Origin of the sequence: Tahibacter soli (assembly GCF_025717065.2) — a bacterium.
Taxonomy (GTDB): domain Bacteria; phylum Pseudomonadota; class Gammaproteobacteria; order Xanthomonadales; family Rhodanobacteraceae; genus Tahibacter; species Tahibacter soli.
Genome location: NZ_JAOVZO020000018.1, coordinates 1,147,126 through 1,173,699, shown reverse-complemented (window position 1 = coordinate 1,173,699; position 26,574 = coordinate 1,147,126). Strand labels below are relative to the sequence as shown.

Annotated in this window: 18 protein-coding genes; 5 read left to right on the top strand and 13 right to left on the bottom strand. The window is 69.5% G+C overall.

Features of this window, described 5'->3' with window-relative positions; translation table 11 throughout:
- Positions 1-187 precede the first annotated feature (187 nt).
- A complete protein-coding gene (locus OD750_RS18530) occupies positions 188-1,975 on the bottom strand; it encodes an acyclic terpene utilization AtuA family protein (protein ID WP_263542237.1) in 1,788 nt (595 codons plus the stop codon).
- A gap of 191 nt (positions 1,976-2,166) precedes the next feature.
- Here OD750_RS18530 and OD750_RS18525 point away from each other — a divergent pair, with 191 nt between their 5' ends.
- From OD750_RS18525 to OD750_RS18515, 3 genes are all read left to right on the top strand, one after another.
- Entirely contained in the window at positions 2,167-2,940 is a 774-nt protein-coding gene (locus OD750_RS18525) for a hypothetical protein (RefSeq protein WP_263542238.1), read from the top strand.
- 239 nt (positions 2,941-3,179) lie between these two features.
- Positions 3,180-3,938, top strand: a complete 759-nt coding sequence (locus OD750_RS18520) for a GNAT family N-acetyltransferase (RefSeq protein WP_263542239.1) — start codon at positions 3,180-3,182, stop codon at positions 3,936-3,938.
- 169 nt (positions 3,939-4,107) lie between these two features.
- Entirely contained in the window at positions 4,108-6,513 is a 2,406-nt protein-coding gene (locus OD750_RS18515) for an alkyl sulfatase dimerization domain-containing protein (RefSeq protein ID WP_263542240.1), read from the top strand.
- Between the two features lie 12 nt (positions 6,514-6,525).
- On the opposite strand, the gene OD750_RS18510 is transcribed toward OD750_RS18515, so the two are convergent.
- The 5 genes from OD750_RS18510 to OD750_RS18490 form a co-directional block, all read right to left on the bottom strand.
- Positions 6,526-7,065 (bottom strand): response regulator transcription factor, encoded by a 540-nt coding sequence (locus OD750_RS18510; protein WP_263542241.1) that lies wholly within the window; start codon positions 7,063-7,065, stop codon positions 6,526-6,528.
- The gene (locus OD750_RS18505; RefSeq protein WP_263542242.1) at positions 7,062-8,300 is read right to left on the bottom strand and encodes an ATP-binding protein; all 1,239 of its coding nucleotides are present in this window, start codon (positions 8,298-8,300) and stop codon (positions 7,062-7,064) included. Before OD750_RS18505 ends, OD750_RS18510 begins: the two co-directional genes overlap by 4 nt.
- A gap of 58 nt (positions 8,301-8,358) precedes the next feature.
- Positions 8,359-9,249, bottom strand: coding sequence for an alpha/beta fold hydrolase (locus OD750_RS18500; protein WP_263542243.1), 891 nt, complete (start codon positions 9,247-9,249; stop codon positions 8,359-8,361).
- 160 nt (positions 9,250-9,409) lie between these two features.
- On the bottom strand, positions 9,410-10,585 hold the full coding sequence (locus tag OD750_RS18495) for an OprO/OprP family phosphate-selective porin (RefSeq protein ID WP_263542244.1): 1,176 nt from the start codon (positions 10,583-10,585) through the stop codon (positions 9,410-9,412).
- Positions 10,586-11,112: 527 nt separating this feature from the next.
- Entirely contained in the window at positions 11,113-13,482 is a 2,370-nt protein-coding gene (locus tag OD750_RS18490; protein WP_263542245.1) for a GH92 family glycosyl hydrolase, read from the bottom strand.
- A gap of 141 nt (positions 13,483-13,623) precedes the next feature.
- Between OD750_RS18490 and OD750_RS18485 the strand changes: the two genes are divergently transcribed.
- Positions 13,624-14,652: a LacI family DNA-binding transcriptional regulator gene (locus OD750_RS18485; protein ID WP_263542246.1), complete on the top strand. Its 1,029-nt coding sequence runs from the start codon at positions 13,624-13,626 to the stop codon at positions 14,650-14,652.
- Positions 14,653-14,838: 186 nt separating this feature from the next.
- Here OD750_RS18485 and OD750_RS18480 read toward each other — a convergent pair whose 3' ends face one another.
- The 3 genes from OD750_RS18480 to OD750_RS18470 all read right to left on the bottom strand — a co-directional run bounded on the left by OD750_RS18480 (position 14,839) and on the right by OD750_RS18470 (position 18,690).
- A complete protein-coding gene (locus tag OD750_RS18480) occupies positions 14,839-16,185 on the bottom strand; it encodes an OmpP1/FadL family transporter (RefSeq protein ID WP_263542247.1) in 1,347 nt (448 codons plus the stop codon).
- Between the two features lie 166 nt (positions 16,186-16,351).
- The gene (locus OD750_RS18475; RefSeq protein ID WP_263542248.1) at positions 16,352-17,068 is read right to left on the bottom strand and encodes an FKBP-type peptidyl-prolyl cis-trans isomerase; all 717 of its coding nucleotides are present in this window, start codon (positions 17,066-17,068) and stop codon (positions 16,352-16,354) included.
- Complete coding sequence (locus OD750_RS18470; RefSeq protein WP_263542249.1) at positions 17,065-18,690, bottom strand: multicopper oxidase family protein; 1,626 nt, start codon at positions 18,688-18,690, stop codon at positions 17,065-17,067. The genes OD750_RS18475 and OD750_RS18470 overlap by 4 nt, the downstream gene beginning before the upstream one ends.
- A 268-nt stretch (positions 18,691-18,958) precedes the next feature.
- Between OD750_RS18470 and OD750_RS18465 the strand changes: the two genes are divergently transcribed.
- The gene (locus OD750_RS18465) at positions 18,959-20,797 is read left to right on the top strand and encodes a proprotein convertase P-domain-containing protein (RefSeq protein WP_263542250.1); all 1,839 of its coding nucleotides are present in this window, start codon (positions 18,959-18,961) and stop codon (positions 20,795-20,797) included.
- A 31-nt stretch (positions 20,798-20,828) separates the two neighbouring features.
- On the opposite strand, the gene OD750_RS18460 is transcribed toward OD750_RS18465, so the two are convergent.
- From OD750_RS18460 to OD750_RS18445, 4 genes are all read right to left on the bottom strand, one after another.
- Entirely contained in the window at positions 20,829-22,733 is a 1,905-nt protein-coding gene (locus OD750_RS18460) for an ABC transporter ATP-binding protein (protein WP_263542251.1), read from the bottom strand.
- 82 nt (positions 22,734-22,815) lie between these two features.
- Positions 22,816-23,883, bottom strand: coding sequence for a hypothetical protein (locus OD750_RS18455; RefSeq protein WP_263542252.1), 1,068 nt, complete (start codon positions 23,881-23,883; stop codon positions 22,816-22,818).
- A 78-nt stretch (positions 23,884-23,961) separates the two neighbouring features.
- The gene (locus OD750_RS18450; protein WP_263542253.1) at positions 23,962-25,779 is read right to left on the bottom strand and encodes a sensor histidine kinase; all 1,818 of its coding nucleotides are present in this window, start codon (positions 25,777-25,779) and stop codon (positions 23,962-23,964) included.
- On the bottom strand, positions 25,776-26,483 hold the full coding sequence (locus OD750_RS18445) for a response regulator transcription factor (protein WP_263542254.1): 708 nt from the start codon (positions 26,481-26,483) through the stop codon (positions 25,776-25,778). The genes OD750_RS18450 and OD750_RS18445 overlap by 4 nt, the downstream gene beginning before the upstream one ends.
- Between the last annotated feature and the right edge of the window lie 91 nt (positions 26,484-26,574).

Genomic DNA, 26,574 nt, shown 5'->3' with positions numbered 1-26,574 from the left:
TCACTCGCGGCGATGTCGCTCCCTCTCCCCCAAGCTCGCTTGGGGGAGAGGGCTGGGGTGAGGGGGCGACGCGTCGCACTTCGTCGAGAGCGAGGCAGAGCCAAGCGCCGCCCCCTCTCCCCGCCCCTCTCCCCGCGCAAGCGCGGAGGAGAGGGAGTCCGATTTTCAATGGCGCGGCCTGCTCCGCCTACAAAGCGTCGGCGATCGACCTCGGCACCGCCACCGGCATATCCAGCAGCATCTGCCCCATCGCCTTGCCGAGCGGGTCCATGCGATGCGACGCCGGGCCGCCGCCGTCGAGCGCGCCGTGCAGCACGAGATTCATCGCGGCGATGCCCGGCAGATACCAGCGCTCGACGTCGCCGCGCACGAGGTGCGCGAAATACGCCTTGACCTTCGCCGGCGTCACTTCGCGCCAGATCAGGCCCATCCATTCGGATCGGCGCGCGATCACGCCGATATTGGACAAATCCCCTTTGTCGCCGCTGCGCGCCCAGGCGAGCCTGACCAGCGGCACCTCGACCGTCGCCTCGCCGGCGTCGTCGAACGCCGGAGGCTCGCTCGCGAGCGGGCGCGCGACGCCGCGCTCGCCGCCCGGCGGCACCGCCACGCCGTTGCGTTCGCCGTCGAATTCGAACGACGGCACGACCGCGTTCTTTTCCAGCGCGAACGCGAACTGCCGGATCACGGGCGTCACCGACGGCCGCCCGCCGGCCGGGCTCGTCGTGCCCGGCGCCCACGACGTCACGGCCGGAGCGATCTCACGCGCGAAGCGTTCGAGCGCGTCGCGGCGCGCGTGGTCGGCGACGACGCGCAGCATCACCTCGCGCGACGCGCCGCGCGCGTTCGCCCCGTACATCGCCTCCGCGCCGAGCACTTCGATATGCGTCGCGCGGAAATCGTCGATGCCGGCCTGCGCGAAGAGCGCGCGGACGCGCGCGAGGATCGCCTCGCCGGTGCGGCGCGCCTTGGCGGCCGCGTCGATGCCGATCACGACGAGCGTGCCTGCGCAGCGCCAGCCGTCCGGCGCGGTGGCCGACACCTTGTACGTCGGCGGCGGCGGCAAGCCGCGCGCGCCGCTCACACGCACGCGGTCGGCGTCGATCGCGTCGATGCGCACGTCGCGAAAATCGCAGACGACGTCGGGCAGCACGTAGGCGCCGGGATCTCCGATCTCGTACACGAGCTGTTCGGCGACCGCCGCGCGCGCGATCAGGCCGCCGGTGCCCGGCGGCTTGGTCACGACGAAGCTGCCGTCGGCGGCGCATTCGACGATCGGATAGCCGATCGCCGGCCAGTCGGGCACGCTTTCCCAGTCGGTGAACAGCCCGCCCGTCGCCTGGCAGCCGCATTCGATGATGTGGCCGGCGAGACTGCCGCCCGCGAGGCGGTCGTAGTCGTCGAGATTCCAGCCGAATTCGTGGATCAGCGGGCCGAGCGTCACCGCGCTGTCGACGCAGCGGCCGGTGATCACCACGTCGGCGCCGGCCGACAGCGCGCGCGCGATCGGCAGCGCGCCGAGATACGCATTCGCGCTGAGCACGCGTTCGGGCAACGCCTCGCCGCTGAACAGGTCGCGGCGGCCGGCCGCGCGCAGCGCCGGCAGTTGCGCGGACACGTCGTCGCCTTCGACCACCGCGACACGCACCTCGACGCCCAGCTCGCGCGCGAGCGCCGCGAGCGCCGCCGCGCACGCACGCGGATGGACGCCGCCGGCGTTGCTGACGACCTTGATGCCCCGCGCGACGACGTCGGCGAGCACCGCGCGCATCGCCACGTCGACGAAGTCGGTCGCGTAGCCGAGTTCGGGCGCCTTGGCGCGCGCGCCGGCGAGGATCGCCATCGTCGTTTCGGCGAGATAGTCGAACACGAGATAGTCGATCCGGCCCGACCGCACGAGCTGCGGCGCCGCCACGGCGCTGTCGCCCCAGAATCCCGATGCGCCGCCGATGCGGACGATCTTTCCGTCGTTCATGTCGCGCTCTTTCGTCGAACCAACCGCGAGTGTAGCCGGTCGGTGCGGCGCGCTCGCGGCGGGCGAGCGCGCAAATTCTGCGAAAACCGGAAGCGCCGAATGCGATCCGACGAACGGCTGCGACGCCGCGGCTTGCCGTACCGTCGCTGGATGCGAGGGTGCACCGATCCATACGTCACGAGGAAGCCGTCATGCCGCGTTCGTCCATTGTCGCCAAATCCAGGAACACACTCGTCGCGATTGCCGCGTCGCTGGCCGCCGCGCCCGCGTTTGCCGCGAGCGTCGAACCGGCGTCGCCGGCACCGTTCGAGCGCGTGCACCTCGTCACCGCGTTTTCGGCGTGCGAGTTCGATCCGCTGACGACGACCGTGACCGCGTCCGGCGGCACGATCCGCGTCGAGATCGGCCGCCAGATCGCCGCAATCTGCGCGCCGAACCCGCCGGAGGAGCCGTACGAGATCCAGCTCGGCGCGTTTCCGGCCGGCAGCTACACGGTCGAAGTCGTGCGCAAACCCGAGACGACACCGGGCGAGCGAGTGACGTTCGACGTGCAGCCGCTGGTTCATACGATGCAGTACCCGCCGACGCCGCACCCGGTTGCCGACTATTCGGGCCTGTGGTGGACGCCCGCGGAGAGCGGCTGGGGCCTGTCGCTGCAGCAGTCGGCGTTCGGCGGCGCGCTGTTCGGCGCCCTGTACGTGTTCGATGCGAGCCGGCAGCCGCGCTGGTACACGCTGCAGGGCGGCGGCTGGGTCGATGCGACGACGTGGCAGGGCAAAGTCGTCGCGAGCAGCGGTTCGCCGTGGTCGGCGCAGCCGTATGACACCGGTAGCGGCTCGGCCAATATCGTCGGCGACGCGCAAATCGTGTTCAAACGCACCGACGGCGCCGCGGGCCGGGCGCAACTGCGCTACACGATCGACGGCGTCACGGTGACGAAGACCATCGCGCGCATTCGGTTCTGAGCACGAGCCAACCGGTCGGTTGCACCGGGAATTTCACATAGTCAACACATTGTCCCTGCACAAGCGCACGGAGTTTCAATTGTTCACGAATTGACAAAGCTTTTATGCTTGCCGCGGACGACCAAACGCGGAACAGTCGGCGATATCCGGAGCGTCGCTACGGCGGCGCTTTCGGTAACTGGCGCTGTCGCACAGCAGTGCGATGGGGGGAGGGGTCCGCCAATCGTCCAGGCTCAAGCATGAAAATCACGGCCGTCAAAGCCGGCATCGAGGCGATTGCTTCATTGCGCCGGCAGTTTCTGCAAGAAACCAATTGCCAGATCCGTTATCACGCCTGGCACGAACGAGGGCACAGCGACACCTGGTTGCTGCGCTGCGACGGCGCCGAGGTCGGCTACGGCTCGATCAACGGCGGCGAGGCAGCCGCGCGCGACACCGTATTCGAGTTCTACGTGCTGCCGGGCTGGCGCCGCGCGATGGCGCCGCTGTTTCTCGAGCTTCTGGAAACCGCGCAGCCCGCGCATGTCGAATGCCAGAGCAACGAACCGCTGCTCGCCTCGATGCTGTACGAGTTCGCGCACGACATCAACGCGCAGGTGATGCTGTTCGAGGACGACGCGGCGACCGACCTCGCCCATCCCGGCGTCGCGTTCCGCCGGCGCCGCGACGGCGACGCCGTGTTCGAACACCACGGTGAACCGGTCGGCGACTACGTGCTCGAACGCCGGGGCAAGGTCATCGCGACCGGCGGCTTCGCCACGCACTACAACGAACCGTTCGCCGACCTGCACACGGAGGTCGATCCCGACGCGCGCGGCGGCGGCCTCGGCAGCTATCTGCTGCAGGAAGTCAAAAAGCAGTGCTATCTCGCCGGCCGCGTGCCGGCCGCGCGCTGCAACATCCACAACAAGGCCTCATACGCGTCGCTCCTCAAGGCCGGCATGCGGCGCTGCGGATTCATCCTCAAGGGTCGCGTCGCGGCGACGCAGACGGCGTAAGGTCCGGCGGCGACGCGAGCCCCGAATCGAAAGCAAGCGCAAACCGGCGGCCGGAACGATCGTGTTTTCCGGCCGCCGTTTTTTTATTTTCGCGACCAATGATCTTTGTAGACATTTACCCGAAGCGCTCCTATCGTGCGGGCTCCCGCCCTGTCGCGCCGAGGTTCCGATGCGCCTTCGACTCCGTCTTGCCGCCCTGCTCATCGGCGTTTTTGCCGCCGGCCCGCCCGCGTTCGCCGCACCGTCGGACAAGCCGCGCCCCGCGCCCGACGTCGGCATCGTGCCGGCCAACACGCTGCTGGCGCAGCACTCCAACTGGTTCTCGCCGGCGAAAATCTACGATCTGGCCAAAGAGCACTACCCGCTGCCGCGCTACCCCGCCGACCTGCGCTACGAGGTGTACAGCGCGGTCGGATTCGACCTTGCGAACACGATTCTGATCAAAGGCCCGAACCGCGACGCGAATGGCAATCGCGAGCTGATCGTGATCGACACGCTCGGCAATCCCGAGGTCACGCACCGCACGGTCCGCGCGTTTCGCGAACAGGGCGTGCTGCCGCGCTGCCCCGCGTACGAATTCGGCCAGCCGGTGCCCGCGGCATGTCGATTGCCGCTGCGCGCGGTGATCTACACGCACAACCACATCGACCACACGTTCGGCGTCTGGGGCTGGCTCGGCGCGGCCGACCGGCCGCCCTGCCCCGTCGCCGATCCGAACGTCGCCGGCGCCGACACGCTGTTCGACACGGCGACCGACGCGCGCGACTGCGTCGCCGTGATCGGCCAGGCGAAGATCAACGACGGCGTCGGCACGACCGCGCTCGTCACCGGCACGATCATCGACGCGCGTTCGTCGTACATGTACGGCAGCTTCATTCCGCGCAACCACGTCAACAGCGGCATCGGACCGGCCGAGAAAGGCGCGGTGATCGAGGTCGACGGCAAGAAGGTGCTCGTCAACGGCAGCTACCGCATGCCCTCGCGCACCTTCAGCGACGAACTCAAGGTGATCGCGGCCGGCGTGCAGATGCAGCTCGTCTACGTGCCGAGCGAAACGAACGACGAACTCGCGGTGTTCCTGCCCGACCGGCGCAACCGCAAGGGCGATCCGCCGGCCGACGACGACTGGAGCGGTCCCGGCCTGTTGCAGTCGGCCGAGGTGATCCAGGGTCCGTCGTTTCCGAATCTCTACAGCCTGCGCGGTACCGCGTATCGCGATCCGACGAACTGGTTCCGGAGCGTCGACCGGCTGCGGCAGTTCGACGCGTGGTGCATGCTGCCGAGCCACGGCCCGCCGCTGTGCGAGGCGGCGAACATCCAGCGCCTGCTCAAGAACTTCCGCGACGCCATCCAGTTCACGCACGACCAGACGATCCGCTGGATGAACAAGGGTTACACGATGAACGAGCTGGCGCCGCTCGTCGAAGACATCTATCTCACCGCCGGCCAGCACGACTACCTCATGGGCAATCTCGACGAGGTGCGCCCGATCAAGAACGCGAAGGTGCGCGCGAACCGCTGTCCCGAAGGCGCGACGCCGGTCGTGCCGCCGCACCAGGCGGTGCCGCCGAAGCAGGACTGCGTCAATCCGCGCGACTACCTGCGCCCGTTCTACGGTTCGGTCGTGCAGGCGGTGCGCGAGATCTACGTCGGTTCGGTCGGCTGGTACCAGGCCGATCCGGTCGCGCTGCGGCCGACGCCGCCGAAGCGGCTCGCACAGAAGACGCTCGCGCTGATGTGCGTGCCGGACAAGGGTGCGAACGGCGCGATGATCTGCGGCGACGCGGCGGTCAACCGCGCGTCGGCCGACGCGCTCGCCGAAGCCGACGCGCTCAAGGCCGCCGGCAAGGAAGCCGAATCGGTCGCGCAGTACGAATGGGCCGCCGAACTCGCGACGATCGTCGTGCGCGCGTACGCCGATCCGTCGGCGCCCGACGCGGCGCCGTCGTCGCCGGCGCTCAAGACCGCGCAAGCACTCAAGGCGCGCGCGTTCCTCGGCCTCGCCGAACCGGAACTCAATCCCAATTGGCGCAATTTCTACATTACCGCCGCGCACGAACTGCAGGGACTGCCGCTGCCGAGCGACATCAAGGGCGGCCTCGTCGCGCCGGGCGTGATCGGCGCGCTGCCGGCCGGCAGCTGGGTCAACTCGCTGACGATGCGGCTGCGCGCCGAGATCACGGCGAAGCAGGCGATCGACAAGACGTTCGGCTTCTGGTTTCCGGTCGAAGGCAATCAGGGTTTCGGCGCGCAGGGCTACGTGCTGCACGTGCGCTACGGCATCGCCGAGTTCATCGAGGAAACGCCGCGCGGCGCGGCGCTGTCGGAATCCGAAGTCGCCGCGACCGACTACGGCATCTCGATGACCAAGCCCGCGCTCGACGCGCTGCTGCTCGCCGAGGCGCGCGGCCAGGCGCAGTTCAAAGAGGCGTGGGACGCCGCCACGCGCAGCGGGCAGATCCGGTGCCTGAAATCCGACGCCGACGACACCGCGTGCCTCGACGCGTTCGTCGCGCATTTCACGGGCTGGTTCGATCCGAAACCGACCGCGCTGCCGCCGCTCGCGGATCGCTGAGAACCGCCGGGGTCAGGCGTCGGCTTCGCCGAGCCGGCGCTCGGGCCCCGGGCGCTTGGCGAGCTTGCGCTGCAGCGAGCGGCGATGCATGCCGAGCAGGCGCGCGGCGGCCGACACGTTGCCGTCGCACGCCTGCATCGCCTGCTGGATGTGCTCCCATTCCAGGCGGGAGAGCGGCGTCATCGTCTCGGCTTCCTCGAGCGGGGCCTCGTCATGCAGCGCGCGCAGCAGCGCCGCCGCGGTGACCGGTTTCGGCAGGTAGTTGTCGGCGCCGCGCTTGATCGCCTCGACCGCGGTCGCGACGCTCGCGTAGCCGGTCACGAGGATGATGCGCATGTCGGCGCGCAGCGCGCGCAGCGGCGCGATCAGGTTCAGGCCCGATTCGCCGCCGAGCTTCAGATCGACCAACGCGAAATCCGGCGGCGACGCCTGCGCGAGGTCGAGCGCGTCGTGCGCGTTGTGCGCCACGCGCAGCGCGAGGCCGCGCCGCTCGAGCGATCGCTGGAGCACGCGCGCGTAGACCTCGTCGTCGTCGATCAAAAGTCCGTTCATGCGTCTTCCTTCAGCGGCAGGCGAAAACGCACGACGACGCCGCCGCCGTCGGCCGCCTCCATCGACAGCTCGCCGCCCAGGCGTTCGATCGTCGCGTGCGACAGCGCTAGACCGACGCCGAGGCCGTCGGGCTTGGTCGTGCGAAACAGCGTGCCGGGCAGGAGCGGTTCGGCCGTCTCGAAGCCCGGCCCGTAGTCGCGCACCGCGCCGGTGAGCTGCGAGCCGGCGCTTTCCAGGTGCAGGTCGACCTGCATCGACGCCGCGCTCGCGCTCGCGTCCGCGGCGTTGTTGAGCAGCGCCTGCAGGAGGTGGCCGAAACCCGCGTCGAGTTCGACCGCGCCGTCGGCGACGACGCCGCTGCGATTGAGCCGCACGGCCGGCCGCAGCAGCCGCCAGCGCTCGACGATCGTGTCGAGCCGCTCGGCCAGCGGACGCGCGTCGGTCGCGAGGTCCGCCGGCGCCGCCAGCTCGCGCACGCGGTCGCGGCACGCGTTGACGAGCGTTGCCATCAGCAGCACGTCGTCGCGCTGCGCGCTGCCGGGCGGCGCGTCGGCGAGCTGGTCCTCGAGCATCAGCGTGAGGCTGCCGAGCGGCGTGTTCAGCTCGTGCGCCACCGACGCCGCGTGCGTCGCGAGCGCGACGATGCCCTCGTTGCGCGCGAACTGCTCGCGCAGGCGCGCCAGCTCGCGCTCGCGCTGCCGCAGCGCGGCGGCGAGGCGCGTCAAAAAGTACACCACGACCGCGGCCGACAGCACGAACGTCACGGCCATGCCCCACAGGTGCAGGTCGAGCGAATCGCCGAGCAGGCCGTGCGCGTGCGGCAGCGGCACGCCGAACGCGGCCGACAGCGCGTAGCCGGCCCCGCACAGCGCGACGGTCGCGCCGACCCGGCGCGGCGGCAGCGCGACCGCGGCGAACGCGATCGGCAGCAGAAACAGCGAGGCGAACGGATTCATCGCGCCGCCGCTCCAGCCGATCATCCAGGCGAGCACGACGACGTCGACCGCGACGTGCGCGAGCACTTCGCCATGGCTCGCCGCGACGCTCGTCGCCGCGCGGTACGACGCCCACGCATTGAACGCCGCGAGCGCGGCGATGCCGCCCCACAAGGGCGCGGCGGCGAGCGGCAGGCCCCAAGCGTGCACGACGAGCGCCACCGTCAGCGCCTGGCCGGCGACGGCCCACCAGCGCAGCACCGCGAGCGTGCGCAACAGGCCTGAAGAAAGGTCGGTCATGGCGCTACTTTACTCACGACGCGGCGCCGGCGTCGTGCGACGCGCGGTCGCAGCGCCGCTACGCGAGAAACTCGCGCAACAGCGGCATCACCGTTTCGGGCTCCTCGAAGTGGCCGAACGTGCCGCTCTTTTCGAGCATCACGAAGCGCGCCTGCGGGCAGTATCGTTTGAAATCGAGCTGCAGCTTCGGATACAGCGCGCGATCGTAGCGGCCGGCGAGAATCAGCACGGGCATCGCAAGCTCCGCCAGGCGCGGCCGGAAATCCGGCAGTTTCGCCACTTCGCCGCCGGGTTCGAAATCGATGTCGTCGCCGACGAACGCGAAGTACAGCGTCTTGTCCGGCGACCCGGGCTCGGTCGGCAGCGTCGCGGCGCGGCTCGCGTCGTACCAGCGCGTCAGCGGCCCGTGCACGGCGAACAGCGCCTGCATGTCGGGACTCGACGAGCGATGCCCCTGCGCCCGCAGCGCGAGAATGCGCTCCCACACTTCGGGAAACTGGCGTTGGAGTTCGGCGTTGATGTTGTCGTGATTGGCCTGCCACATCGACGCGCTGTACAGCGTATTGGCGAGCACGAGCCGCGACACGCGCCCGGGATGCGCGAGCGCGTAGGCCTGCGCGACGAGCCCGCCGTACGAGAATCCGTACAGGTGCATGCGTTCGAAGCCGAGCGCGCGGCGCAGGCCTTCGAGATCGGCGACGTCGCCGTCGAACGTGATCGCGCGCGGATCGTCGGGCTTGTCGCTGCGTCCGCGACCGCGATAGTCGTAGTAGACGACCTCGCAGGCATCGGCGAGTTGCGAGAAGACCGGATGAAACGTCACGTGCGAATTCGCCGGGCCGCCGGCGAGCAGCACCAGCGGATCGCCGGCGCCTTCGCGCTCGACCCACAGGCGCGTGCCGTTGACGTCGACGTATTCGCCGGGCGCGTGTCGGATATCGGTATGCATGATCGGCTCCGTTGAAGACGGCGCCAGCATCGCGCGGGCGGGCTCGCACGGCACTCCGATTCCTGCGACCCCGGAAAAATCGGGATCGGCCCCGGCTTCAGGTCTCATGAAAAAGGCCGGGTCGCCCCGGCCTTTTGGTCGCAGTCCCTGCGTCCGTCGCTTACCAGTAGAACTGCGCGCGCGCCTCGACGATGCTCGGATCGTCGCTGACTTCGCGGCCGGCGCTCGCGAGGTACTTGTCGCTGTTGATCTTCACGTAGTTCAGCATGAACTTGAAGTTCGAGCGGTAGTACCAGTTCACGCCGAGCGTCACGTTCTTTTCTTCGCCGCCCTTGATCACGCCGTCGTTGAGATCGGTCGCGTCGTAGCGCACGCCGAGCTGCCACATGCCCGACGACGGTTCGTCCGGCAGGTTCGTCGTCGGCAGGCCGGCCTTGTAGCCCCAGGTTTCGCCGGTCAGGTTCCACACGCCGTAGACGTACCAGCTGTCGCCGGTGAAGTCCGGCGCGCTCGTGGTGCGGCTCACGCGCGAGCGCATGTATTCGCTCTGCACCTTGAACGGTCCGCCGATCCACGCCGCTTCGACGCCGAAGGTGCGCTGACGGTCGGCGTTCGCGATGTTGCCGGTGTCGATGAGGCGCGTCGTGGCGAGGTCGGCGTCGGGACGCACGCGCAGGCGCGAGCTGTCCGGCGCGCCGACCTGGTCGGCGTCGAAGTCGACCGCGGAAAGACCGAGGTGGAACACGTTGCCCGGCTGCAGCACCGGCGCCCAGTACACGCGACCGCCGAAACCCGGACCCTGCGCGAGATTGCGGGTCAGCTCGCGGCCGAAGTAGCTGATGTTGTAGCCCCAGTTGGTCTTGTCGTCGCCGTAGGCGACGCCGGTGCGGCGCGCGACGCCGAACAGGTTCGTCACCATCGCCTTGGAGATGAAATCGTTGTGGCGCGTGCTGGTCAGCTCTTCCAGGCTGTTCGGCTGCTTGTACTGGCCGGCCATCACGTAGTTCGTGCCGAGCTTCCACTTGATGTTCGCGTCGAGCCACTTGTTGGCCTTGCCGTCGAAGCCGAGCGTCCAGTCGAAGCGGCCGCCCTTGCCCTTCAGGATCACTTCCGAGCGGCGCATGTCGAATTCGGTGTCGGCGCCGTCGCGGCCCGGCGGGCTCGCGGCGTTCAGGTCGGCGCGGTCGTTGTGATACCAGTTGCCGTCAGCCTGCATCAGCCCTTCGAGGCTGATTTCGCTGCCGTTGATGACGTCGATCGCGATCTCGGCGTGCGCCGCCGGCGCGATGGCCGCCGCGACGGCGAGAGCAAGGATGCTGCGTACCTGCGTTTTCATTGCGTGGCCCCTTGGGCAGACAAAAATCGCGCGAAGCGTATTGCCGTGGGGTTACCGAATTATTGCAGTCGGGCGACCGCCGCACGACGCGGACACTTTGCGTACCCGCCGAGACCTTTGCGACGACTCGAAATCGGCCGTCATGCGACCGCCACAAATCGCGCGGCGTTGTTGCGGTCCGCCGCCGGACGCAGCGGCGCGTACGCCGCGCGGCCTCACGCGCCTGTCGCGCGGCCGTCGTCGAACTGCAACACGCGCCGCGTAATCTGCGCGCCGCCCGCCCCCGTCCTCCAACGTCGGTCGGCCGGCTTACAAGCCGCCTGCCCTACCCAGGCGGCTTTCTTTTCGGCGCCGCTCCGCGCCCGCCGATCTCATGCATATTCCATTTATATCTTTTCGCGCGCGCGACACCGGGCGCGCAAGGCGGCAGCGCGCCGGATACTAAAATGGAAAAATATAACTTGCGTCAGGCATCAAGCCGGGCGACGACCCGTTCCGGTTCGTCAGCGCAGAGTCCGCCGCGAGGGTCACAGCCCGATCCGGCGCCCTGGCCGCGCGTCGCGCGACGTCGCCCACGCCTTGTTCGGCTGCGCTTGCATCGTGAACGCGAGTTCGCCGCCGGCGACGATGTCCTCGTGGCGCAGCGCGCTGGTCGCCAGCGGCTTGCCGTTCAACGTCACCGATCCGACGTAGGGATGCGCGTCGTCGAGCGGCGATGCGCGCACCGTGAACGTCTTGCCGTTCGGCAGGTGCAAGGTCGCGCGCTCGACGAACGGCCGGCCGATCGCGTATTCGTTGCTCGCCGGCGCGACCGGATAGAAGCCGAGCGTCGTGAACGCGTACCACGCCGACATCTGGCCGAGATCGTCGTTGCCGGCGAGCCCGTCGGGCCGCGCGTGATACTGGCTGTCGACGATCTGCTTGAGCCGCTCCTGCGTGCGCCACGGCTGGCCGGCGTAGTCGTACAGGTACGCCACGTGGTGGCTCGGCTCGTTGCCGTGCGCGTACCAGCCGATGAGGCCGGTGATGTCTTCCATGTGTTCGAACAGTTTCGGGTCGACCTTCGCGTCGAACACCGCGTCGAGCTTCGCCACGAGCTTGCCGTCGCCGCCGAGCGCCTTGATCAGGCCATGCACGTCGTGCGGCACGTACCACGAGTATTGCCACGCGTTGCCCTCGGTGTAGTCGGTGCCGTAGCCGCTCGCGGTCGGGTCGAACGGTTCGCGGAACCTGCCGTCGGACTTGCGCGCGCGCATGAAGCCCGTCTTCGCGTCGAACGCGTGGCGCCAGTTGCCGGCGCGCTCGTCGAACCGCCTGGCGACGTCGCGCTTGCCCATGTCGCGGGCGACCTGCGCGATCGTCCAGTCGTCGAACGCGTATTCGAGCGTCTTGGACGCCGCCTCGCCTTCGCGGTCGATCGCGACGTAGCCGAGCTTCATATAGCTTTCGAGACCGCCGTACGGCGCGTACGTCGCGCTCGCGACCATCGCGGCCAGCGCCTCGTCGAGCGGGTAGTCGCGGATGCCCTTCATGTACGCGTCGGCGATCACCGGCACCGCGTGGTAGCCGATCATGCACCACGTTTCCAGGCCGTGGAACGCCCACACCGGCAGGATGCCGTAGGCGCTGTGGCGGCGCGCCGCGAGCAGCGAGCGCACGAAGTCGTTCGTGCGCTGCGGCGGCTGGATCAGCGTCAGGAGCGGGTGCAGCGCGCGGTACGTGTCCCACAGTGAAAACGTGGAATAGTTCGTAAAACCGTCGGCCGCGTGCACGGCGTTGTCCGGGCCGCGGTAGCGGCCGTCGGCGTCCATGAACAGGCTCGGCCCCATCATCGTGTGGTACAGCGCGGTGAAGAACGCCTTGCGCGTGGCGTCGGGCGCCGCGACTTCGAACACGCCGAGCGCCTGCGCCCACTGCGCGCGCGCGGCCGTGCGCACCGCGTCGAAATCCCAGCCCGGCGCCTCGCGGTCGAGGTTGGCGATCGCGCCATCCTCGTCCACCGGCGATATCGCGAGCTTCGCGACGAGCGGCGCGCCCTTCGACGCGAAGTCGAACACGCCGACGAGCTGGCGGCCTTCGATCTGCGCGCGCAGTTCCGGCGCGTTCGCGGCCGGCGGCGCGAAACCCTTGTACGGCACGTCTTTCTCGGTGTTGTGCAGCGCGTGGCCGGCGAGCGGCTGCGAGAATCGCAGCGCGAAGTACAACTGCCGGCCCGGCGCCCAGCCGCGCGTTTCGCGCATGCCGGTGATCGTGCCGTCCGCGCGCACGCGCAGTCGCGCCCACGACACCTTGCCGGGATAGTCGTACATGCTCGGCCGCAGATCGAGCGTCACGTGCGCGGGCTTGCCCTCGGGAAACGCGTAGCGATGCCAGCCGACGCGCGCGCTCGCCGTGAGTTCGGCGCGCACGCCGTAGTCGTCGAGCGTCACCGCGTAGTAGCCCGGCTGCGCCTGCTCGGTAGCGTGATCGAAGCGCGAGTGATAGCCGCTGCCCGGCACGGCCGCGTCGCCCGGTTCGAGCCTGACGTCGCCGGTCGTCGGCATGACGAGGAAATCGCCGAGGTCGGAGTGCCCCGTCCCGGAAAAATGCGTATGTGAAAAACCGAAGATCGTGCGATCGTCGTAACGGTAGCCGGCGGCCCAGCCGTAGCCTTCCTTGCGGGTTTTCAACTGCGTGTCGGGCGACAGCTGCACCATGCCGAACGGCACGACCGCGCCGGGAAACGTATGCCCCTCGCCGCCCGTGCCGATGAAAGGATCGACGGCCGCGACCGCGGCCTCGCCGCGCTCCGCCGGCGTGACGGCCGCCACCGCGCCGGCGACCGACGCCAGCGCGCAGCCGGCGACGAAACCGAAAAACGCGCGCGGCGACGCGGCGCGGAAAGTGCCTGCGATCATGTGCGTACTCGCTACGACGAATTTAGATCGTTATAAATCGCCGGCGCGAACGCCGCAAGCCCCATCGGTTTTCCTTCGCATTGCGCTAACATCGTGCGCCGCCGCGATCGGGCGCGGCGCGCAGCCATCGGGACTTTACTTTTGAACTTACGCAAGAATTCCACCGGCCGCCTGACGCTCAACGACGTCGCGCGCGCCGCCGGCGTCTCGCGCGCGACCGTTTCGCTCGTGCTGCGCGGCAGTCCGCTCGTGCACGTCGACACGCGCGCGCGCGTCGAAGCGGAGATGGCGCGGCTCGGCTACGTCTACAACCGCGCGGCGGCGAACCTGCGCCGGCGCGTGTCGTCGAGCGTCGCGCTCGTCGTCAACGACCTGTCGAACCCGTTCTTCGCCGAGTTCGCCGCCGGCGTCGACGAGGCGCTCGCCGCGGCCGGCTACGTGACGCTGCTCGGCAGCACGGGCGAATCGCCCGAGCGCCAGCTCGCGGTGGTCGGCTCGCTGATCGAGCACGATCCGGCCGCGATCATCCTGTCGCCGGCCGAAGGCAGCGACGCCGCGGCGCTCGCGCGCGCCGTCGGACCGCGCACGCCGGTGCTCGTGTTCAACCGCGAACTCGCCGGCTCGCCCTGGGATTTTCTCGGCCTCGACAATCGCCGCGGCGCGCACCTGGCGACCGAGCACCTGCTCGCGCTCGGCCATCGGCGCATCGCGTTCTTCGGCGGCCATGCCGACTCGAGCTCGTGCCGCGAACGCCGCGCCGGCTACGCCGACGCGCTGCGCAACGTCGGCATCGCCGTCGACGACGACTGGCTGATCGAATCGGCGCCGACACGCATGGACGCCGCCGCGCGCACCGGCCTGTTGTTCGCGCGCGAACCCGCGCCCACCGCGGCGGTCTGCTACAACGACGCGGTCGCGCTCGGCCTCATGCTCGGCCTCGTGCGGCGCGGCCGGCATCCCGGTCGCGACTTCGCGGTCACCGGCTTCGACGACATTCCCGAGGCGATACTCGCCGCGCCGCCGCTGACGACGATCGCAGCCGATCCGCGCGCACGCGGCCGGCAGGCCGCGCAACTCGTGCTCGCGCGCGTCGAGGGCACGGCGCCGGAACCGCAGCGTACGATCGCGGCGGTCGAGCTTGTGGTGCGCGAGAGTTGCATGCCTGTGTGAGGTCGGGCGTTGAAAAGTAACCGTTCGTGCGACGCCGCACTCCCTCTCCCCCTAGCTCGCTTGGGGGGAGGGCCGGGGTGAGGGGAAACGCGTCGCACTTCGTCGAGCGCGACGCAGAGTCCGGCGTCGCCCCCTCACCCTACCCTCTCCCCCGACACGGTCGGGGGAGAGGGTTTTCAAGCATCGTCAGAACTTGAACTGCGCCGACACGCCGAGCAAGTTGCCGCTGTTGTCGAACGTGCCGGCCAGGCGATTGCCGGTCGCCGTCGCCGTCGCGACGTTCGCGTCGTTGACGAACAGGTGCGCATAGCCGAAGTCGATCGCCGTGTTTTCGCTCGCGGTGTAGCCGACGCCGACCGACACCCAGCGCCGCGTGCCGTCCGGCACGCGCGGCGAGCGCGTTTCGAGCTGCGTCGGCGAACCGTCGACCGCGAGGCCGCCGCGCAACGTCCACGCGGTGTCGAGGCGGTATTCCATGCCGATCGAACCGAACCACGTGTCTTCCCAGTCGAAATGTTCGACCGTGTTGGGCTGCGCCGGATTGGCGTAGTCGACGACGAGGTTCTTGAACGTCGACCAGCGCGTATAGCCCACGTCGGCGCCGAAACTCACGCGATCGTTGAGCGTATGCCACCAGCTCGCCGTCGCGTTCGCCGGCGTGGTGAAGCCCGCGACGCCCGGCGTCGTCGAAAACACCGTGCTGCCGAGCGCCGGATTGATCGCGCTGACCGCGGCCGGCACCTGGAACGAACCGGTGCCGGAGAGCTTGTGCACCACCTGCGAATGGAAGTTGAGGCCGAAGCGGTCGGCGTCGGTCGGCTTCCACAGGATGCCGACGCCCCAGCCGTAGCCCCAGTCGTCGCCTTCGACGCGACCGCGGCCGTCGAGCGACTGCGGCAGCACGGGCGCGCCGGCGCCCGCGAGAATCGCGCCGAAGTCGATCGCCTGCGTCAGTTCGGCCTTCGTATGCTGCGCGACGACGCTCGCGCCGATCGACAGCGAGTCGGTCGCGGCGAACGAGGCCGACAGCGTCAGGTCGACGGTCTGGAACATCGACTTGTACGCGCTGTAGCGGCCGACCCAGCCCGCGTCGTATTCGGTCTCGAAGCCGAACGGCGCGGTGATCGCGAGGCCGAGGCGCCAGCGGTCGGCCACCGGCGTGATGTAGTACAGCGCCGGCACGGGCTTGGTCACGCCGCCGTTGCCGCCGTCGCCGCCGGTGAGCGGGCGGCCGGCCGCGTCGGTGCCGCCGCCGCTGAACTCGGTGCTGAACTGGATCGCGGTGACGTCGGCCTGGAACAGCGCGCGGTCGACTTCGCTCATCGCGGCGGGATTGTTGACGACGACGGCGGCGTCGTCGGGCGCGGCACCGGAACCGGCGAACGCGCGACCGAGTCCCTTGACGCTGTTTTCCTTGAGCTGAAACGCGCTCGCGGCGGCATCGTGCGACGTGGCGGCAAGCGCGGCGACGACGGCGGCGGCGAGCGTACGTGCGGCGATACTACGATACGTTTTTACTTTGTTGCTTGGCACGGGGGAACACTCCTTCGGTCCATGACTCCCCCTTGAACGGAATGCTAGTCCTTCGGCGCCAATCGGTCACCGCGTTTTCAAACGCTCGTTCATGCGAGATACACACGATATCGCGCACGTGGACGACACCCCGCCGCGAGTCCGAGCGTGCACTGCGACTGCCGACTCAGGGCTGCGCGATCTCCAGCAGCTCGATGTCGTACACGAGCGCCGCGTCCGGCTCGATCTGACCCGGCACGCCGCGGTCGCCGTAGGCGAGCGCCGCGGGTATCCAGACGCGGTGCCTGCCGCCGACCGCCATGTGCGACAGCGCTTCGCGCAGCCCCGGCATCACCTTGCCGAGCGCGAACTCGGCCGGATGATCCGTCGCATACGTGCTTTCGAATTCGGCGCCGTCGAGCCGCGCGCCGACGTAATTCACGCGCACCGTGTCGTCGCCGTTCGGCGACGCGCCCTGCCCTTGCCGCAGCACCTGGTACTGCAGGCCCGACGCCGTCGCGACGACGCCCGGCGCGTTCGCGTTGCGCGCGAAGAACGCCTGGCTCTCGCCGCGGTTCTTCGCCGCGAGCGCGGTCTGCGCCGCCGCGCGCCGATCGCGCAGGCGGCGCGTCAGCGCCGTGCGCACGGCGTCGGCCTGCGCGTCGTCGAGCAGCGGCTTGCCGCGCGCGTGCACCGTGCGCACCGCCGCGATCACCACCTCGATGTCGACGTCGTCGCCGACCGAGCCGAGCGACCGGCCGATGTCGAGCCCAACCACGTAGCTCTCTTTCGCGCGATCGGTGTCGAGCGCGATCGGCGCGCCCGGCACGGCCTTGCCGTCCCGCGAACCGCATCCCGCCGCGAGCAGCGCCGCGACGGCGACGACCAGGCCGCGCGCACTCATGCGTCGACCACCGCGAACGTCAGCATCATTCCCATGTCCTCGTGCTCCAGATTGTGACAATGCAACATGTAGCGCTGCGTGCCGGCGAACGGCTGCGAGAAGTCGAGCGCGATGCGCACGATTTCGCCGGGCCAGACCGCCACGGTGTCGCCGACGCCGAGATCCTGCGGCCCGAGCCCGTTCGCATCGACGCTGCGCGCGCGCACGTCCGGCGGGCTGATGCTGCGCGACACGACGCGGAACGCGAAACCGTGCAGATGGATCGGATGCGGCATGCTCGTCATGCTGTTGCGGATCTCCCACACCTCGCGCGTGCCGCGCCTCACCGCGAACACCGGCTCGTGCCCGGTGTCGTGGAAGTTCCAGTCGTTGATGAACCAGCGGCCTTCGGCGTCCATGCGCAGACGGAACGCGCGCACCGGCCAGCCGTCGACGGCCGGGGGCGGCGGCAACGCGCACAGCCGCGCGGGCACGTCGACGCGCGGCGGACGCGCGCCGCCGATACGAAATTCCATCAGGTCGATCGCCTCGCCCATCGCGGCGGCGCCCGGATGATCGCCCATCGGATCGCGCGCGAACGCGCCGGATTCGTCCTCGTTCTCCATCGCAACGTACGCGAGGCTGCGCAGCAGCACGCGCTCGCCCGCGCCCGACGCCGCGGCGCGCGTGCCGAAGTCGACGAGCACGTCGACGCGCTGCGCCGGCGCGACGAAGACGTCGTCGACGAGCCACGGCTGCGCGAGCAGGCCGCCGTCGGTGCCGATCAGACGAAACGGCAGCAGACCGTCCCCGGCCGCGAACGCGAGGCGCAGCATGCGCGCGTTCGACGCGTTCGCGATGCGCAGGCGGTACAGCCCGGGTACGACGTCCAGATGCGGCTCGGGCGTGAAGTTCACCAGCACGCGGTTGCCGATCCAGTCGTCGGCGCCGTCCTTGTAGACGATCGCGTTGTCGTCGCCGACCTGCTTGTCGGCGATGAACAGCGGCAGGTCGCGCTCGCCCCAGGCGAGGCCCAGACGATCACGCAGCGCGCGTTCCTCGTCGTCCTCGACGAGCAGCGGTCCGGCGAGGCCGAACTGCAGCTGCCGGCCGGTGCGGCCGTGCGGATGCGCGTGATACCAGTACAGCGCCGCGCGATTGTCGATCGTGTAGCGATACCGCGCCTCGCCGCCCGGTGCGACCGGGTGCAGGCCGCTGCCGTCGTTCGCCTCGTCGACGGCGAGACCGTGCCAATGGATCGTCGTCGCTTCGGCGAGGTCGTTGACGAGGCGCACGTCGAGCGTGTCGCCGCGGCGCGCGCGCAGCAGCGGATTGGCCGGCGCGCGATCGCCGATCGACGCGGCGTAATGCCACACGCGCGTCGGCGCGCCGTCGAACATCGCGAACGCGGCGTCGCGCGCATGCACCGTCAGCGGTGCGTTCAACGCCAGCTCGGCCATGAGCCCGTCGCGGCCGGGCACGCGCAGCGCGCGCGCGAAACGCTCGGGCGGCGGCGGCACCGGCGACGCGTCGACCGCGCCCGGCGCCGCGGGCGCGCGGCGGCGCCACGCCATGGCGGCGGCCAGCGCAGCGGCAGCCGTCGCCATGCCGGCGAGTACCCGACGGCGTTGACGATTGATCATCGTTTGGATCGATCCTTTCGATTGGCGCACGCCCCGAGCGCGCGCCGTTGTCTAAAAACGGCAATATATCGAAGTACAGAATCGCGCTTTGCCCGCACGCGGACCGCCGGCTTGTGACAGCGGCCACGGTTCGTCCGGCGCGGCATCCCGATGATACGCGCCGCTGCCGACGGATCGTCAAGCGACTCGCTCCGGGGAGGGAGCGTACGGCAGCCCGTTGCAGTTCTGCAGTTTCTTTCGCAAGCCACCGCTAGCCAGGGAGATGACGATGACGGTCCGTTCGGAAGGTTCGCGCGTGCGTCGCGCGATCGCAGTTGCAGTGCTGACGCTCGCGGCCGGAGCCGCGGCGGCGAAGGAACGCGTGGTGCAGCTCGCCGAAGACACCGCCGTGCGCAAACGCGTCGAGGAGCCCGCCATGCCGCTGCGCGCCGCGCCGCCGACGCGCGTGTGCGAACCCGGCGCGCAGTGGATACGCCTCGGGTTCAAGGAACTCGTGCTCGACGGCTACGATTCGCTCGTCGTCACGAGTTCGCAAGGCGACAGCTACACGTTCGAAGGCCGGCAATGGAACGACCGCGCGTTCCACATGCGCGCGCTGCGCGGCGACTGCGTCGACATCTATCCGTATTTCGGCGACCGCGACAGCCGCTATGCGATCGACGGCTACGAAGCGGGGACGCTGCCGCTGGCCGAGTCGACGGTCGTCGTCGCCGGCGCCGGCGACATCTGCGATTCGAGCGGCAACGCGTGCGCGGGCACGTCGGATCTCATCGTCAACATCAACCCTACCGCCGTGTTCACGGCCGGCGACAACGCATACTCGAACGGCACGCTGGCCGAGTACAACAACCGCTACGCGCCGACGTGGGGCCGGTTCAAGGCGCTGACGAGCCCGAGCCCCGGCAATCACGACTACAACACGACGAACGCGAGCGGCTACTTCGACTACTTCAACGGCGTGGGCGTGCAGACCGGCCCGGCCGGCGACCGCAGCAAGGGCTACTACAGCTGGGACGTCGGCGACTGGCATTTCATCGCGCTCAATACGATGTCCGGCGGCACCGTCGCCACGACGCAGGTGAACTGGCTCAAGGCCGATCTCGCGGCGAACACGAAGCCGTGCACGGCGGCCTATTTCCACCACCCGCTCGTCAGCCGCGGCAACTACTCCGGCTACAGCCAGGTCAAGCCGTTCTGGGATGCGCTGTACGCCGCGAAGGCCGATCTCGTGCTCGTCGGCCACGACCACAACTACCAGCGCTACGGCAAGATGAATCCGAGCCAGGCCGCCGCGAGCGACGGCATCCGGCAGGTGCTCGTCGGCACCGGCGGTCGCGCGTTCTACGGCCTCTCCGGCACGCATCCGCTGCTCGAAAAGAGCAACGCCAATACCTGGGGCGTGCTCAAGCTCACGCTGACCGCGACCGGCTACACCGGCGACTTCGTGCCGCGCGCCGGCGGCACGTTCACCGACACGTTCAGCGGCACCTGCAACAAGGGCACGCCGCCGGCGAACCTGCCGCCGACCGCGAACTTCTCGGTCGCGACGAACGCGCTCACGGCCACGTTCACCGACACGTCGACCGACAGCGACGGCACGATCGCTTCGCGCGCATGGACGTTCGGCGACGGCACGACGTCGACCGCGACGAATCCCGCGAAGACCTACGCCGCGGCCGGCACGTACACGGTCGGGCTCACCGTCACCGACGACGACGGCGCGACGAACGCGACGAGCCGCAGCGTCACCGTGACGGCGAGCGGCGTACAGACGTATACGAATACCGCCGACTACGCGATCAACGACAACGCGACGGTCGAAAGTCCGATCGCGGTGTCGGGCCGCACCGGCAACGCGCCGACGAACGCTCAGGTGTCGATCGCGATCGTGCACACGTATATCGGCGACCTGAAAGTCGACCTCGTCGCGCCCGACGGCTCGCTGTACAACCTCCACAACCGCACCGGCGGCGGCACCGACAACATCAACAAGACGGTGACGCTGAACCTCTCGAGCGAGGCGCTCAACGGCACGTGGAAACTGCGCGTGAACGACAACGCGAACCAGGACGTCGGCAAAATCGACAGCTGGAGCGTGACGTTCTGACCACCGTCGCTGACGCGCCCGACCGGGCGCGTCAGCGATAGCCCGCCGCCTGCAGTTCGAACAGCTCCGCGTAGGTGCCGCCGGCCGCGACGAGTTGCGCGTGCGTGCCGGATTCGACGATGCGCCCCGCGTCGAGCACGAGGATGCGATCGGCCATGCGCACGGTCGAGAAGCGGTGCGAGATCAGCACGGCGGTCTTGCCTTCCGACAGTTCCTTGAAGCGCTGGAACACGTCGTATTCGGAACGCGCATCGAGCGCCGCGGTGGGTTCGTCGAGGATCAGGAGCTGGGCGTCGCGCATGTACGCGCGCGCGATCGCGACCTTCTGCCATTCGCCGCCGGAAAGATCGACGCCGCTGCGAAAACGCTTGCCGAGCTGCTGGTCGTAGCCTTTCGGCAGGCGGCCGATCACTTCGTCGGCGAGGCTGCGCCGCGCGGCGGCTTCGATGCGGGCGCGATCGTCGCGCGCGTCGATGCGGCCGACGGCGATGTTCTCGGCCGCCGACAGGTGATAGCGCACGAAGTCCTGGAAGATCACGCCGATGTTCGCGCGCAGTTCGGCGAGGTCGTATTCGCGCAGGTCGTGGCCGTCGAGCAGGATGCGGCCTTCGTCGGGGTCGTACAATCGCGCGAGCAGTTTCACCAGCGTCGTCTTGCCGGCGCCGTTCTCGCCGACGAGCGCGATCACCTCGCCGGCGGCGAGCGCAAGATCCAGATGCCGCACGGCCCAGCGCTCGGCGCCCTCGTAGCGAAAACCGACGTTCTCGAAGACGAGGCCGGCAACGATCGGCTGCGGGAACGGCCGCGGATTCGCCGGCGAGCGGATCTCCGGCTCGATCCGGAAGAACGAAAACAGATCGTCGAGGTACAGCGCCTGTCCCGCCACCTGCGAGAAGCTGCCGAGCAGCGCCTCGAGCAGGTTGCGCAGCCGGCGGAACGAACCGGCGAGAAACGTCAGGTCGCCGATGCTGAAATCGCCGCGCACGGTGCGCCACGCGAGAAACGCGTACGCGACGTAGTAGCCGACCGTACCGATCGCCGTGAGCAGGCCGCCCCAGCCCGCGCGCCTGATCGCAAGACGCCGGTTCGCGCGGTAGAACGCATCGGCGAGTTCGCGGTAGCGACGGATCAAGAAATCGTTGAGGCCGAAGATCTTGACCTCTTTCGCGGTCTCGACGCTCGCGCCGGTCTGGCGTACGTAGTCGAGTTCGCGCCGCTCGGGCGTCCACGTGTAGTTCAGCGTGTAGCTCTGCGCATTGAAATGCGCCTCGCCGACGAACGCGGGCACGAGCGCGACGACGAGCAGCGCGATCAGCCACGGCGCGTAGGCGACGAGTCCGATCGCGAAGCTCGCGACCGTGACGACGTCCTGCGCCTGCCCGAGTACCTGCGACAGCAATGTCGTGCGGCCCATCGTCTGGCGCCGCGCGCGTTCGAGGCGGTCCTGCAGTTCGCTGTCCTCGAAGTCTTCCAGATCGAGCGTCGCCGCGTGCTGCATCAGGCGCACGCTGATCGCGTTCGTGTAGCGCTCGGACAACAGCGAATCGATCAGCGACACGACACGGCCGAGCACGTCGGCGAGCACGGCGAGGCCGAGTTCGGCGCCGAGCAGCCACCACAGCTTCGTCAGCACGCCGCTGGCGAGCCACGCGCGCGCGTCCGCGTAGGCGTGATGCGCCTGCGCGAGCGCCACGACCTCGTCGACGATCAGCTTGCCGACGAACAGCGTCGCGACCGGCAGCAGCGCGCGCACGAGCCGCAGCGCGCACGTGGCGAACGCGAGCGTCGGGCTCGTCGCCCAGACGAGCTTCAGGAACGGCGGCAGATTGCGCAGCGCGCCGAAGCGCTGGCGCAGGCTCTGACGCCCGGGCGGCTGCCGTTCGCCTGGACCGCCGCCGGGCGTCGCCCTTCCCCCTGCGTTGTACTGGCGCGGCATCGTTGTTCCCTATTCCACATTGCGTATCCGCGCCGGGCGGCGCCCGGACGAGAATACGCGACGCGGTCGATGCCGGGAACCGCTAGCGCCGCGGCTTCGCCTTCTTCGTCGCGGCCTTCTTCGCGACAGGCTTCTTCGCGGCGGCTTTCTTCGCGACGGCCTTCTTCGCGACGGCGCGCTTCCCCGCGCGTTTCGGCGCGGCTTCGTCGCGCGCGAGCGCCTCGTTCACCGCGTCGCGCGTGAACGGCCTCAGCGCCTTGAACTGCGGCGTCAGGTCGACCGCCTTGCGGCGTCCCGCGCGGCGCGCGGTCGCGACGGCCGAGACCGGCGCACGGCCGATCGCCGCGTCGATCGCTTCGAGCCAGCGCTCGGTCAGCTTTTTCCAGCCCGGCTCGAAAAAGTGGATTTCGTCGTGCCAGTCGGCCGGCGCGATCGCGTCGACGACGGCGCGCGCGTCGAACCACGTCAGCCCGTCGATCGCGTCCATCGTCGCGTTCAGGCGATCGATCACGGCGCCGATCAGTTCCTTGCCGCGCGCGACGGTCAGCCCTAGTTCGTCGAGCAGGTACTTGCCGACCCACGGCCCGATGCCCAGGAACGGAATGATGATGTCGCCGCTCTTGCGCGTCGGCGTCACCGGGCCGTAGCCGTGCGCGATGACCGGACATTCCCACGGCGCGACGAGCTTGAGCAGGTCGCGCCACGACGCGGTGATGTCGTCCATCGCCGCGGACAGCGGACCTTCGAGGATCGCCCCGGTGCCGTGAGGCCCGCCGATGTAGCGATCGGGAAACGGCAGGATGTCGTTGCCGCCGCCGGTGACGATGACGGCCTCGAAGCGATACTCGATGCGGCGGCGGTCGCCGAGATCCTGCAGGAACGCCAGGCCCTGGTGCAGGTCGATGTCGCGCGCCATGTGCTTGAGCTCCTTGCCGGGATGCGCAAAGCTCAGCACGTTCATCGGCCGCGCGCCGTGCGAGGCGGTCCACTCGCGGTCCTTGAGGAGCTCCACGACGTTCTTGCCGGGCCACAGGTTGCCCGGCAGCGACAGCCACGAGTCGCCGATCGCGAGGATGCGTTTTTCCTCCGGATGAAAGCGACAGCGGTCGAGGTATTTTCTGCAACGTTCGAGATGCGGCTGCAGCGGCATGGCGCGTTCTCCCGTGGGTGGACGAGTTCCGGTTCGGCGAGGCAGACGATTGTCAGTGTCGCGACGTTACGCGACCTCTCACGCACCCGATGAGACGTCGGCCGCCGGCAACGTGACGCCGAACTCCGCGCCGGGTTCGCGTGCGATCACATCCACCTCGCCGTCCATCGCCCGCGCGAGACGCTGCACGAGCGCCAGGCCGATGCCGGTGCCCGGCAGCGCCTGCGCGTCGTCGCCGCGCGCGAACAGCTCGAAAATCCGCCGACGCTGCGACGGCGCCACGCCGGGACCGTAGTCGCGCACGAAGAACCGCAGCGAAGCGGCGCCGTGCGGCGCGACGCCGATCGCGATCTCGCGCCGCGCCGCGTGCCGCGCGAACTTCAGCGCGTTGTCGACGAGGTTGATCGACATCTGCACGAACGCGTCGGCGTCGACGTTCACCGTGCGCGCGGCGCACGCCGGATCGACGTCGTAGCGCACCGCGAAACCGGCCTCGTCGATCTGCCGCTGCACCTTGGAGCGTACGAGGTCGATCAGCGTTTCGGCGCGATGCGGCTTGCGTTCGAGCGCGAACTCGCTGCGTTCGAGCCGCGCGAGCGCCAGCACGTTCGCGACGAGGCGCGACAGGCGTTCGCTTTCGTCGCAGATGAAGTCGTAGTACTCGCGCTTCTTCTCGTCGCTCGCCCAGCCTTCGCGCAGGATTTCGGCGTACATGCGCACCGACGTCAGCGGCGTCTTCAACTCGTGGCTGACGGCCGCGACGAAATCGCGCTGCTGCCGCACCAGCGCGATCTGGCGCAGGCCCGCGCGATACAAGAGCAGGCACGCGACGACGAGCACCGCGAGCGTCGATGCGCTCGCGACGGCGACGACGCGCGCGCCGGGCCCGGCCGGCAGTTCGCGCACGTTCCACACGAGCCCAAATCCGTCGAACGGCGCGGACAATCGCGTCTGCAGCAGCAGCTCGCCGGTGAGCGTGGCGGCGTCGGACGCGCCGCTCGCGCCGACGACGCGGATGACGTCGCCGTGCCACGCGACCGCCATGTCGCCGGCCTGCGCCAGCGCCGTGTCGAGAAACGGCGCCGCGAACGCCGCGTCGACGAACGCGGCGCGGCGCACGAGCGCGCCCTGGATCGTGCGGCGGCCGTCGCGCCACGCCTTGCGGTACAGCACGCCGTAGTCGTCGTCGAGCAGCGCGAACTCGAACGGATCGACTTCGCTGTCGAACAGGCCGCCGGTCGTCGACGCCGGACGCGCGGCGCGTTTGACCGCGGCCTGCGGCGTCGCCGGCGCGGGGAAGTTCTGCGCGAGCGGCAGCTCGTCGACGCGACCGAGCTTGTTCGACAGCGCCTGCTGCTGCGCCGGCGTGTTGAGCTGGTCGAACGCGGCCTGCGCGAGCGGCGTGCGCGCGACGTCGACGAGGCCGTGACGGGCGAGCACGTCGACGAGCCCGTCGCGCGCGGCGACGCGGTCGCGCACGTCGTCGGCCGCGAGCCCCCACGCCGCCGCGTCGCCGGCCGGCAGCCACGGCGTCGAGAACCGGCCGTCCGCGTCGATCTGGTAGTAGCCCGCGACGCCCGGCAGCGCCGACGCGGCCGGAAAACGCGCGAGCGGCGACAGGCGCGTCGCGTTCGACGTCAAGCCGCCGAGCGCGTAGCCGTAGTCGTCGTAGCCGCGCGACTGCTCTTCGTCGATCGCGCGGGCGAGCGACGCGTCGATGCGCCGCGCGAGTTCGTCGGCCATGCGGCGGTACGTGTCGAACGCCTCGAAGCGCATCTGCCGCTGCGCCTGCGCCACGAGCACGACGACCGGCACGGCGAGCGCGAAGAACAACGCGGCGACGACGGCGCGCAGGCGCGTCCGCGTGAAGCCCGTGTCCGCCGCGCGACCGGTCATGAAGATTCGGTCACGAGCCGATAGCCGCCGCCGCGCACGGTGACGAGGCGCCGCGGCTGTTTCGGATCGGCCTCGATCTTGCGGCGCAGCCGCGCGATGTGGATGTCGACCGTGCGGGTTTCGATGCCGCTGTCGCGCGCGTAGCCCCACACCTTGTGCAATAGTTCCTCGCGCGACACCGGCCGTTCGCCGTGACCGGCGAGGTATTGCAGCACGTCGACCTCCCGCCGCGTGAAGCGCACTTCGGCGTCGCCGTCACGCAGGCTGAGGTTGCGCGTGTCGATCACCGCGCCGCCGTCGAGGCGGATCGCGTCGTCGAGCCGCGCGAACGCGCCGCTGCGGCGCAGCACCGCCTGCACGCGCAGCACGAGCTGCGCGACGGAGAACGGCTTGGTCACGTAGTCGTCGGCGCCGAGCGCGAGGCCGCGGATCGCGTCGTCGTCGGCGGCTCTCGCGGTGAGCAGGATGATCGCCTGTTCGCGGTCGCGCGCCCGGATCGCCTCGCAGATCTCGAAGCCGCTGCGGCCCGGCAGCATCACGTCGAGCAGCACGAGATCGAAGCCGCCGGCGAGCGCCAGCGCGAGGCCGCGCTCGCCGTCGTCGACCGCTTCGACGGCATAGCCGTGGTAGACGAAGACGTCGACGAGCCCGGTGCGGATCGCGCGTTCGTCTTCGACGATCAGGATGCGTGACTTGCGCTGCATGCGCCGAGGTTAGCAACCGCCGCCGCGTCGCGCATGTAACGGTTGCGTAACTTCGCACCGCAAAACGTTACGCGATGCGGCCTGCCCCGCG